The organism is Morganella sp. B601, assembly GCF_051172335.1.
Classification (GTDB): Bacteria; Pseudomonadota; Gammaproteobacteria; order Enterobacterales; family Enterobacteriaceae; genus Morganella; species Morganella morganii.
The window spans coordinates 838,900-850,781 of the sequence record NZ_JBPIZE010000001.1 but is presented as its reverse complement, the minus strand read 5'-3'; the positions used below and the strand labels follow the sequence as shown (position 1 = coordinate 850,781).

Sequence of the window (11,882 nt, the reverse complement as noted above, 5' to 3'; positions counted from 1 at the left end):
GGATAATAAAGGCTCCGGTTGATGAATGGAACCACTCCCGCCCGTTTGCGGCAGTTTTTTTTCATTGACGGTCAGCGTGTTGCCGGTATCAGACCACCTCCGGACCGGCAGCGCGGCGGCCTTTTATTGCCCGGACAAGCCACTCCGGTATGGCAGAACCTTGTTACCTGACAGAAACACGCAGCCCGATGGAAAACCGAATGTCGCTGAAAACACGCTATGAACTCCCGGCCCGTGCCGCAGACACCCGCCAGCTCGGTGAAATGACCGGTGCAGCCTGTGCGGTGGAAACCGCGTCGATAATTGAACAACACGACGGCCCCGTCATCCTGGTGACCCGCGATATGCAGAATGCCCTGCGGCTGCGGGATGAGATCCGCCAGTTTACCGCGCTCCCGGCAGAAACCCTTGCCGACTGGGAAACTCTGCCGTATGACAGCTTTTCGCCGCACCAGGAGATTATCTCCAACCGGTTATCCACGTTATACCGTCTGCCGACCCTGGAAAAAGGCGCACTGATTCTGCCGGTCAATACACTGATGCAGAAAGTGTGTCCGCCTGAATTTCTCACCAGTCATGCACTGGTGATGGCCAAAGGGGAAAAATTGTCACGGGACAAGCTGCGTGAAGAGCTGGTTCAGGGCGGTTACCGCAGTGTCGAACAAGTACTGGAGCACGGCGAGTTCGCCATTCGCGGCGCATTGCTGGATCTGTTTCCGATGGGCAGCGAACTGCCGTTCCGGATTGATTTCTTTGATGATGAAATCGACAGCCTGCGCACCTTTGATGTCGACACCCAGCGCACCCTCGATGAAGTGAATGCGATCAATCTGCTGCCTGCTCACGAATTCCCGACGGATAAAGATGCTATCGAGCTGTTCCGCAGTCAGTGGCGGGAAACCTTTGAGGTGCGCCGCGACCCGGAGCATGTTTATCAGCAGGTCAGCAAAGGTACCCTGCCCGCCGGTATCGAGTACTGGCAGCCGCTGTTTTTCACCGCACCGCTGGTACCGCTGTTTGACTATCTGCCGGATAACACCCTGCTGGTGACCCAGGATTTACAGGAATCCGCTGACCGCTTCCGCCGTGATGTGCAACAGCGTTTTGAGAGCCGGGGTGTGGATCCGATGCGCCCGTTACTGCCGCCGTCACAGCTGTGGCTGACACCGGAAGAACTCAATCAGCAGATGAAAACGCTGCCGCGTGTGCAGCTCAATAATGACAAACTGCCACGCAAAGCCGCCAATACCAACCTCGGCTATACCGCTCTGCCGGATCTGAAAGTCAATCCGCAGCTGAAATCCCCGCTTGACCCGCTGCGCCGCTTCCTGGAAAGCACAGAGGCTGCCGTGATTTTCTCGGTGGAAAGTGAGGGACGGCGCGAAAGCGTACAGGAACTGCTGGCGCGCATCAAAATCAAACCGGCGGAAATCCGCAGTCTGACGGATGCTACCGTGCCGGGTATTTATGTCATGATCGGTGCCGCCGAGCACGGTTTTGTTGATAACGACCGTCAGCGCGTCCTGATCTGTGAAAGCGATATGCTGGGTGAGCGCGTGGTGCGCCGCCGTCAGGACACCCGCCGCACGATTAACACCGATACCCTGATCCGCAACCTTGCGGAACTGCGCCCGGGTCAGCCGGTGGTGCATCTGGAGCACGGGGTCGGCCGCTATCAGGGATTAACCACCCTGGAGGCCGGGGGGATCAAGGCAGAATACCTGATCCTCACCTACGCCGGGGAAGATAAACTGTATGTCCCGGTGTCATCGCTGCATCTGATCAGCCGCTATGCCGGAGGGGCAGATGAAAGCGCCCCGCTGCATAAACTCGGCGGTGAAGCCTGGAGCAAAGCACGTCAGAAAGCAGCGGAAAAAGTCCGCGATGTGGCGGCTCAGTTACTGGATATTTATGCACAGCGGGCCGTCAAACCCGGCTTTGCCTTTAAACATGACCGTGAACAGTACCGCGAGTTTTGCCAGTCCTTCCCGTTTGAAACCACTCCGGATCAGGAGCAGGCTATTAATGCCGTGCTGAGTGATATGTGTCAGCCGGTGGCGATGGACAGACTGGTGTGCGGTGATGTCGGTTTCGGTAAAACCGAGGTCGCAATGCGGGCGGCCTTCCTCGCTGTCCATAACCACAAGCAGGTTGCCGTGCTGGTGCCGACCACTCTGCTCGCGCAGCAGCACTATGATAACTTCCGTGACCGTTTCGCCAACTGGCCGGTGCGGATTGAAGTTTTGTCCCGTTTCCGCAGCGCCAAAGAACAGCAGCAGGTGCTGGATGATACCAGAGAAGGAAAAGTGGATATCATTATCGGCACACACAAGCTGTTGCAGAGCGATGTGCACTGGCATGATCTCGGCCTGCTGGTGGTGGATGAAGAGCACCGCTTCGGTGTCCGCCATAAAGAGCGCATCAAGGCGATGCGTGCCAATGTGGATATCCTGACCCTCACCGCCACCCCGATCCCGCGTACCCTGAATATGGCCATGAGCGGCATGCGGGATCTTTCTATTATCGCCACCCCGCCGGCAAGACGGCTGGCGGTGAAAACCTTTGTCCGTCAGTATGATGAGCTGGTGGTGCGGGAGGCGATTCTGCGTGAGGTACTGCGCGGCGGTCAGGTTTATTACCTTTACAATGATGTGGAAAATATTGAAAAAGCCCGCAACCGTATTGCGGAGCTGGTGCCGGAAGCCCGTGTGGCAGTCGGCCACGGACAGATGCGTGAGCGCGAGCTGGAACGGGTCATGACCGATTTCCACCATCAGCGTTTTAATGTGCTGGTATGCACCACGATTATTGAAACCGGTATCGATATTCCCAGCGCCAATACCATTATCATCGAACGGGCCGATCATTTCGGGCTGGCACAGCTGCATCAGCTGCGCGGCCGTGTCGGGCGTTCACACCATCAGGCCTATGCTTATCTACTGACGCCACACCCGAAAGCCATGACCACCGATGCCCATAAACGCCTGGAAGCAATTGCTTCTCTGGAAGATTTAGGAGCCGGATTTGCTCTCGCCACTCATGACCTGGAAATCCGTGGTGCGGGTGAGCTGCTGGGCGAGGATCAGAGCGGCCAGATGGCCAGCGTTGGTTTCACACTCTATATGGAAATGCTGGAAAGTGCGGTCGACTCACTGAAAAGCGGCAAAGAGCCGTCACTGGAAGATCTCACGCAGAGCCAGACCGAAGTGGAGCTGCGTATGCCGGCCCTGCTGCCGGAAGATTACCTGCCGGATGTAAACATGCGCCTCTCCTTCTACAAACGAATTGCCAGCGCGCGCAGCGATACCGAACTGACCGAGCTGAAAATTGAGCTGATTGACCGCTTCGGTCTGCTGCCGGATGCCGGTCGTCACCTGCTGGCGGCAGCGGGTCTGCGCCTGCAGGCACAGGACCTGGGGATCCGCCGGATTGAGGCGCAGGAGAAAGGCGGTTTTGTTGAGTTCAGTGAGAAAAACCATGTCGACCCGGCGTATCTTATCGGGCTTTTGCAAAATAACCCGAAACAGTACCGGCTGGACGGCCCGTCAAAACTGAAGTTTATCTGTGACCTGACCGACCGCACCAAACGCATTGAGTTTGTCGCTGATTTACTGACCGCGTTTGCCGCCCACCCGGTATAACGTACAGCATCCTCTCTGTCAGGTGCCGGTTTCGGCTGGCACCCCAAAATGAATAAAAATCCATTTATTGTGAATATTAATTTGCAAGGTGATTATTAGTTCGGTTAGTATTTACCAAAATATAATGACAACAACAGGGTAAATACTATGGATCGTCGTTCGTTTCTGAAATCAACAGGGATCGCGCTCGGCGGATTAACCGCCGCCTCTCTGGTCACCACCGGTCAGGCCGCCACCGGTACTGTCTCACCCGCTGCCAAAGCAGCGCCGCTCAGCGCGGAAAATCCGCTGCTGCTGAACTTCAATGAAAACTCACTGAGGATGTCTCCGAAAGCCCGTCAGGCGATTATTGACGCCCTTCCCGGCGCATTCCGCTATCCGGATGCTGCCCGCGAAGCGCTGATTGAGCAGATTGCCGCGCATTTCTCACTGACACCGGAACACATCAGCCTCGGAAATGGTTCCTCAGAAACCATTCAGGCGGCTGTGCAGATGCTGGTGGCGAATGCACAGAAAAAACAGCAGCCGGTGCAGCTGATTGTACCGGATCCGACATTCAATTATGCCGAACTGTATGCTGAACCGCTGGGCGTGAATATTGTCAAAGTGCCTCTGAAAGCCGATCTCTCTTTTGACCTCGCGGCAATGCAGGCGATCGCCGATAACTTTGCCGGTCATTCCGTTATCTATATCTGTAACCCGAATAACCCAACCGCTATGATCACCCCGGCATCACAACTCGCACAGTGGGTAAACCAGGCACCGCCGCAGCAGAATTTTATTATTGATGAGGCATATGCGGAATTCGTGTCTGATCCGCAATTTAAAAGTGCGGTTGAATGGGTGGCTGCCGGAAAATCCAATATTATCGTGACACGCACTTTCTCGAAAATATTTGCCCTGGCCGGGCTTCGTGTCGGTTACGGTATTTCCGCACCGGCAGTAACGGAACAGGTAAATATTTTCAATTCTATCGATAATACTAATATAGCAGGTGCAGTTTCCGCACTGGCATCCCTGAATGATAAACCGTTTATTGATTACAGCCGCCATTCAACGGATGTTTCACGGGAAATTGTGGTTGCCGCACTGAAGGAATTAAATCTGCCTTATGCGCCCTCACAGGCTAATTTCATCTTCCATAAGGTGACCGGAGATGTAAAAACCTATCAGCAGCGGATGAAAGAAAACCATATAATGGTCGGCCGTGAATTTCCGCCGGTGACCGGCTGGAGCCGCCTGACATTAGGCACGCCGGAAGAGATGCAGCAATTTGTGGCGGTATTAAAGCAGTTTCGTCAGAAGGGCTGGGTTTAATTTCCGGTTACATTAAATAAAAAACGTGGTGAATACCGGTTTATGACATAAACCGGTATTCTTATTTTTTGTCTGTAACACACTTTATTTCACTGTATTCAGTCCGGGTAAAATGATCAGCCGCCCGGTATTATCCACCGGCATGACATCACCCGGATTATAATTGATTCTGACCTTACCGACGGTGTCATTGATTCTATACACCACATCATAGCCGACAATCCGGTGCTCATAGGTGTATGCCGTCGTACAGGAGCGGTATGTCGGACCGCCGTACACCTTCGGTGCGTGCAGCAGGGTTTCATACAGCAGATACGGGGTGCAGACCTGCTCAGTCGGGTGGACAATATCCAGGAGTTCACGCTTGTACGGACCCGGCATGGTTGTCAGGTCACAGTATTCATGGCGTACCGGCACCGTTGCCATGATAGGTTCGGATGAGAGAACCTCAGCAACAGCGGGATGTTTATTCTTTGTCACAGCAAAAGAAATGATTACTGCAAAAATAACAAACAGAAGCACAAGCCCTGTGAATGTTATTCGTGATAATGGTTTTCGTTCATTTTTATTCATTGTCAAATTATATAAATATCCAGCGGTAATAATTGGGATTATTCCTATCAAATCCGGTTTTATTTTTAACGATTAATCTTACCGGACTATATTCCCACAGCACCGCTAAATAAAAGTTAAATAATAATGATGAAACAATAATTCTGTCCCTGTAATTTATTAATTCAACCTGACTGTGTATGTACTGACAACGATCAACAATAATTAATAAAGAGCAGTATCTGCCTTATTTTGTTCATTACCACCGGAATTATCTGTTAGTGATGATACTGAACTCCTGTTAAATAATGCATTTTCCGGCTTTATATCAAATCTGTACAATGTATATTTCCCTGTTCTGAGCAGGGTTTATTATTATAAAAAATGACGCCCGGAAGCGTCATTTTTGGGGAAGATCAATTAATGTAATTTCAGCCGCGGACGGATAATCCGGTTTATACCGCCAACCAGCATCATCAGCCCGGTTTTAATATAACCGTGCAGCGCAATCTGATGCATACGATACAGTGAAATATACATTATACGGGCTATACGCCCTTCAATCATCATATTACCGCGCATCAGGTTACCCATCAGGCTCCCGACCGTACTGAACCGGGAGAGGGAAACCAGTGAGCCGTGATCTTTAAACACATAATCCTTCAGCGGCTTATCATTGAGTACCGCAAGGATGTTGTGATAGCAGCGGGTCGCCATCTGATGTGCTGACTGCGCGCGCGGCGGAACAAATCCGCCCTCTTTTTTCGGGCAGGATGAGCAGTCACCGATAGCGAAAATTGCGTCATCACGGGTGGTCTGGAGTGTTGGTTTGACCACCAGCTGATTAATACGGTTGGTTTCCAGCCCGCCAATCTCTTTCAGGAAATCAGGCGCTTTGATACCTGCCGCCCAGACCATCAGACTTGCGGTGATATGCTCGCCGTCTTTGGTGTTCAGACCGGATTCATCGGCGCTGGTGACCATGGTCTGCGTCATCACACGCACACCCAATTTGGTGAGCTCCTGGTGAGCGGCACCGGCAATTTTCGGCGGCAGAGCAGGCAGAATACGCTCACCCGCCTCCACCAGCGTCACATTCAGTGCATCGGTATTCAGGCCTTTAAAACCGTAGCTGTGAAGCTGCTCAACGGCATTATACAGTTCTGCTGACAGTTCCACCCCGGTCGCCCCGCCGCCGACAATCGCGATATTCACTTTGTCGCCTTCGCCGTGGCTGGCGGAGTATTTCAGGAACAGGTTCAGCATCTCATTATGGAAGCGGTTTGCCTGTGACGGGCTGTCGAGGAAGATGCAGTTTTCTTTGATCCCGGGGGTGCCGAAATCGTTGGAGGTGCTGCCCAGCGCCATCACCAGGATGTCATAATCCAGCTCACGCTCCGGTACCAGCAGGTCACCGTTGTTGTCACGGATTTCTGCCAGGGTGATATTTTTACTGTCGCGATCCAGTCCGGTCATTGAACCCAGCTGGAAATTGAAATAGTGATTGCGGGCATGCGCCAGGTAGCTCAGGGCATCCACGCCGTCATCCAGAGAACCGGTCGCCACTTCGTGTAACAGCGGTTTCCACAGGTGGCTGCTGTTGCGATCGACCAGAGTGATTTCCGCTTTTTTCTTCTTACCTAATTTGTGGCCGAGTTGCGTTGCCAGTTCCAGCCCGCCTGCGCCACCGCCGATAATCACAATCTTCGTATTCGGTGTAGTCATAACATCCTCTGAAAAATAATCTAACGTTATCTCAGGGCTCTTCAGGAAAAACAGTGAGATAACATCAGATAAAACTGAATCGTGTCACACCATGGTATACCACAACAGGTAATTTGGTCATACCATATTTGATCATAATCAAATTCTGGGTAATCCGGCGGAAAAATGCAAACATTATTTTAAATTTAACAAAACTATTTTACTTTTGGTTTACCTCTGATGCTTTCTTTAATCACCGGATTAACTTTTCGTGACAGCAGATGAAAAAAGCCTGTTATCTTGCTGATTCAGCACCAGAAAGTTATTGATGTAACGCAATGACCGGAAAGATACGTAAGAGAAAGATCACAGGAGAGGCAGATTTGAGACGGGAATCGCTTCAGTTGCAGAGGAAAAAATACCGCGCCTTCCGCAGGCGCGGCCGTTTTACAGAGAGGCGGTGTTATCAGGCTTTTTTAAACGCGGTTTTAAACCCTTTGATTTCCTGCAGATGACGGGACAGATCCTTAAATTTGTGGGTCTGTTCTTCATCCCAGATAACCTGATAATACGGTGACAGGGTGTCATGCGCACGCTGGTTATCCAGCGCCTCGTCATTGCGGGACAACAGCACCAGGCAGTTCTTCCGGTTCAGTTCGCGGAAATCCGAGATACACTTGGTCATGATATCCAGATACTCTTCCGGGCGGTCGATTTTGCCTTCCATATTTTCATACGGGAACAGGTTCGGGTTTACCATTACCTGGCGGATGCCGCACAGATATCCGACACGCTCAGCCCAGAAGCCCCCCAGACCCACGCCCAGCACAATGGCCGGTCCTTCGCTCTGTTTTACCGCTTTATCCACTTCAGTCAGCAGATATTTCATGTCATAACGCGGATGAAGCGTGCTGTAACTGATAAAACGGACATCCGGATCCGCAAATTTCAGCTGCATCACTTTTTCATGATTGCCCGGGCTGGTTGAATCAAATCCATGAAGATAAATAATCATGCTCGCTCCTGCCATTGTTCGTGTAATACGGATAGGGTTTTGTTCGCCTGCTGCCAGCGCTCACTGCGCTGCAGTTCAGCCAGATCATAACCTTTACTCCGATGATACAACTTATCAATACGTTGTGCCGTGATAACCGGCAAATTATCAAGGATAGTCACAGCACCTTTACGGTTATTACAAACCAGGATCATATCGCAGCCCGCGTCCAGTGATGCCTGACCACGCTCCGCATAGCCGCCCATCACCGCCGCCCCTTCCATTGACAGGTCATCAGAGAAAATAACCCCGTCAAACCCGAGTTGCTGACGCAGCACCGATTTCAGCCAGTAGGATGAACCGCTCGCCGGGCGATCATCAATCTGTGTGTAAATCACATGTGCGGGCATCACAGCATCAAGCAGGCCGCGCTGGATAAACTCACGGAAAATTGCCATGTCTTTGCCGCGGATCACCGCCGGGTCGCGCTCATCACGCGGCGTTTCCTTGTGGGAATCCGCACTGACCGCGCCGTGTCCCGGGAAATGTTTACCGGTACTCGACATCCCGGCGCTGCGCATACCGCGCACAAAGCGTTCCGCCATCTGCGCCGCAATGTCGCCGTCTTCATGGAACGCGCGTGAGCCGATAGCCGCACTGCCGTGCCCCAGATCCAGCACCGGCGCGAAACTGATATCAATATCCATGGCGATCATTTCCGCCGCCATCAGCCAGCCTGCCTCTTCCGCCAGCGCAGAGCCGGTGAGCAGGTCATTAAACTGTGCAAAAGACTGTGCCGCCGGCAGGCGGGTAAAGCCGTCTTTAAACCGCTGGACGCGGCCGCCTTCCTGATCAACCGCAATCACAACACGGTTATCGCGGGTAGCTTCACGGATCTGCCGCGTCAGTTCACGCAGCTGTGCCGTGTCATGGAAATTACGGGTAAAGAGAATCACTCCCCCGACTGAAGGGTGGCGCAGGATCTCGCGCTCTTCGCTGTCCAGCTCATACCCTTCGACATCTAACATTACAGGACCCATAGTGAAACCTCGTTATATTTACCTGAGCCCGGCGGCAGCTTTCAGCGCGGCCGGATATTGCAGAAACTGCGGGTCGCCGGTTTGTCCCCAGCGGCTCTCAAACCACATAACCATCATATAATCTGCCCGTGCCTGCCAGCGGCAAGTCTGCGCCAGTACGCGCTGCGGACAGTGATAAGCAGAATAATAACGCAGAAAAGTGTGAATTAACGTCAATGACCAGTGATTGGCACGAAAAAGTGTGGCGAGAGACAGACCGATATCGGTATCAGCGGCATATTCCCAGTCAATCAGATGCAGCTCCCCCGCCGCCGTCACAATATTGCCGGGGTGGATATCCATATGTGCAGGTGCCAGCTTCAGCGGCTGAGGCTCTGCTTCGCGCATAAAGTGGCGGTGGATACGCAACAGCTGCGGGGTGCGGCGACGTTTGTCGGTCAGGTGAAAGTGGCGGTCTGCCTGTGCTTTGAGCGGCAGACGATACCCGGTAAGCGGCTGATTATGCAGATTGCTGACCAGCGCCGCCAGCTGCGGGATAAAGTCCGGTTGCTGCATCCGTTCCGGCGGCAGTGTTTCACCTTCCACCCGGTACAGAAGCAGCCAGCCGTGGCTGAATCCGGCCACGCGCGGGGCAAGGCCGCTGTCACGCAACCGGTGCAGGACACGCGCCTCTTTCTGACGGCTGACACCGATATCCGCACTGTGCACGGTCTGTGCTCTGCCAATCAGAGACACACCTTTTTGTTCAATACTGACACTTTCCCGCGTCAGCCCGTTCAGCGGACGGATTGTCCAGCCGGAGACAGGCAATGCGGGAAAGTGTTCAGTGAGGCATAACAGTAACGCGCGGTTACTGCTCAAGCACCGCGCCCTTACCGGACCAGATGATTTCACCGCTGCTGACAGACATCAGCTGCATCTCCATCTGACGGGCATCACGGGTACCGGTTACCACGCTGTACAGCACATAATCGGCATTCAGATAACGCGCCAGACCGATAGCTTTGCTGCGCAGGGTCAGTGTATCGTTATCACCCATCCCCAGCACCGACATGGCACTGCTGACCGCACCGGCCGGGATCACATTCAGTACCCCGGTTTTTCCGATGGTATTCATCAGCGCACCGGTCGCAACGCTGGTCTGCAGGCTGCTGTTGGTTTTATTACCGACTTTATTCACCAGCAGCGTGCTGCCCTGATTCACGCCGTCGCTGTGAACCATCTGATTAACCAGAGGTGTAATACTCTGTTCCCACTCGATTTTTTTCATTTTCGGCGGAACCGGCACCGTATCCGGCGGCGGCAGCGGCAGTGGCGGCGGCGTGGTATCCGGCGGCGGTGTTACGGTACCCACCGGTACCGGGGGTGTTACCGGTGCCGTTGAAGGACACCCGGCCAGCAGCCAGACTGACGCTATCACACATAAAAGACGTTTCATCACTGTTCTCCTGTCAGCCGGTTATTTCACCAGCATCGGCCCCAGATGATGGCCGCCGACCAGATGCATATGAATATGGAACACTTCCTGTCCGCCGTGGCGGTTACAGTTCATAATCAGGCGGTAGCCGTCATCCGCGATACCTTCCTGTTGCGCGATTTTAGCCGCAACCGTGATCATATGACCCAGAACCTGTTCATCTTCCGGGGTAACATCATTCACAGTAGGAATAAGATGGTTGGGAATAATCAGAATATGTGTCGGTGCCTGCGGGGAAATATCACGGAACGCCGTCACGCTGTCATCCTGATAGACGATATCAGACGGAATTTCACGACGAATAATTTTACTGAAAATAGTTTCTTCGGCCATAACCTGCTCCTGTAATTAATCAGCCTGACAGATGTCTGCGGATTTACCGGACAGACACCTGAAACAGACGGCAGAAATTGTCAGTGGTGATCTCAGCAAGCGCCTCAACGCTCACCCCTTTTAATACAGCCATATACTCCGCCACATCACGCACATACGCGGGCTGGTTCTCTTTACCGCGAAACGGTACCGGGGCCAGATACGGCGAATCGGTTTCCACCAGGATGCGATCCAGCGGGACAATGCGGGCGGCTTCGCGGATCTGCTCCGCATTGCGGAACGTCACAATGCCGGAAAAGGAGATATAAAAACCTTCATCCAGCAGCGCTGAGGCCGTCTCTTTGTCTTCGGTAAAGCAGTGTAACACGCCGCCGCACTCCCCGGCCTGTTCTTCGCGGATAATCGCCAGGGTATCTTCACGGGCATCGCGGGTATGGACAATCACCGGTTTATTCAGCTCACGTCCGATACGGATATGCTCGCGGAAAACCTCACGCTGAAGCGCGGCATTCTCTTTCTGATAGTAGTAATCCAGCCCGGTTTCGCCGAGGGCCACCACCCGTTTATCCGCTGCCAGTTCACGCAGCTGTGTAAAATCATACGGCTCATCCAGATTCAGCGGATGAATACCACAGGAAAAGGCCACATCCGGGCGCTCACCGATCAGCTCGCGCATTTTTGTGTAACCCGGCAGGGTTGTCGCCACCGCCAGTGCGTATTTCACATCACGCTGCGCAGCCTTTTGCATAACATCGTCCACACTTTCATGCTTTTTTTCATAATCCAGGCAATCGAGGTGGCAGTGGGAATCTACTAAAAACATA

The 11,882-nt window shown here is 53.0% G+C and carries 11 protein-coding genes; 3 read left to right on the top strand and 8 right to left on the bottom strand.

What is annotated here, in order from left to right; all coding sequences use genetic code 11:
* Positions 1–200 precede the first annotated feature (200 nt).
* Positions 201–3,641: a transcription-repair coupling factor gene (gene mfd, locus ACSBQN_RS04260; RefSeq protein ID WP_141178939.1), complete on the top strand. Its 3,441-nt coding sequence runs from the start codon at positions 201–203 to the stop codon at positions 3,639–3,641.
* A 147-nt stretch (positions 3,642–3,788) separates the two neighbouring features.
* A complete protein-coding gene (locus ACSBQN_RS04255; RefSeq protein WP_434991600.1) occupies positions 3,789–4,958 on the top strand; it encodes a pyridoxal phosphate-dependent aminotransferase in 1,170 nt (389 codons plus the stop codon).
* 84 nt (positions 4,959–5,042) lie between these two features.
* Here ACSBQN_RS04255 and umoD read toward each other — a convergent pair whose 3' ends face one another.
* The gene (gene umoD, locus ACSBQN_RS04250; RefSeq protein ID WP_004240640.1) at positions 5,043–5,480 is read right to left on the bottom strand and encodes a UmoD family flagellar biogenesis regulator; all 438 of its coding nucleotides are present in this window, start codon (positions 5,478–5,480) and stop codon (positions 5,043–5,045) included.
* On the opposite strand from umoD, the gene ACSBQN_RS04245 reads away from it, so the two are divergent.
* Entirely contained in the window at positions 5,383–5,607 is a 225-nt protein-coding gene (locus ACSBQN_RS04245) for a hypothetical protein (protein ID WP_123805128.1), read from the top strand. The genes umoD and ACSBQN_RS04245 overlap by 98 nt on opposite strands.
* 323 nt (positions 5,608–5,930) lie before the next feature.
* Here the strand turns inward: ACSBQN_RS04245 and ACSBQN_RS04240 are convergent, their stop codons facing one another.
* From ACSBQN_RS04240 to ACSBQN_RS04210, 7 genes are all read right to left on the bottom strand, one after another.
* On the bottom strand, positions 5,931–7,235 hold the full coding sequence (locus ACSBQN_RS04240; RefSeq protein WP_024473423.1) for an NAD(P)/FAD-dependent oxidoreductase: 1,305 nt from the start codon (positions 7,233–7,235) through the stop codon (positions 5,931–5,933).
* 445 nt (positions 7,236–7,680) lie between these two features.
* Positions 7,681–8,229 (bottom strand): alpha/beta hydrolase YcfP, encoded by a 549-nt coding sequence (gene ycfP, locus ACSBQN_RS04235; RefSeq protein ID WP_004240643.1) that lies wholly within the window; start codon positions 8,227–8,229, stop codon positions 7,681–7,683.
* The gene (nagZ, locus tag ACSBQN_RS04230; protein ID WP_004240644.1) at positions 8,226–9,248 is read right to left on the bottom strand and encodes a beta-N-acetylhexosaminidase; all 1,023 of its coding nucleotides are present in this window, start codon (positions 9,246–9,248) and stop codon (positions 8,226–8,228) included. Before nagZ ends, ycfP begins: the two co-directional genes overlap by 4 nt.
* An 18-nt stretch (positions 9,249–9,266) precedes the next feature.
* Positions 9,267–10,109: a hypothetical protein gene (locus ACSBQN_RS04225; protein ID WP_024473424.1), complete on the bottom strand. Its 843-nt coding sequence runs from the start codon at positions 10,107–10,109 to the stop codon at positions 9,267–9,269.
* On the bottom strand, positions 10,099–10,686 hold the full coding sequence (lpoB, locus tag ACSBQN_RS04220; protein WP_004240645.1) for a penicillin-binding protein activator LpoB: 588 nt from the start codon (positions 10,684–10,686) through the stop codon (positions 10,099–10,101). Before lpoB ends, ACSBQN_RS04225 begins: the two co-directional genes overlap by 11 nt.
* 21 nt (positions 10,687–10,707) lie before the next feature.
* Positions 10,708–11,058 carry a purine nucleoside phosphoramidase gene (gene hinT, locus ACSBQN_RS04215; RefSeq protein WP_024473425.1) on the bottom strand — a complete coding sequence of 117 codons (351 nt, stop codon included), beginning with the start codon at positions 11,056–11,058 and terminating at the stop codon, positions 10,708–10,710.
* 43 nt (positions 11,059–11,101) lie between these two features.
* A complete protein-coding gene (locus ACSBQN_RS04210; RefSeq protein WP_004238082.1) occupies positions 11,102–11,881 on the bottom strand; it encodes a metal-dependent hydrolase in 780 nt (259 codons plus the stop codon).
* Position 11,882 lies beyond the last annotated feature (1 nt).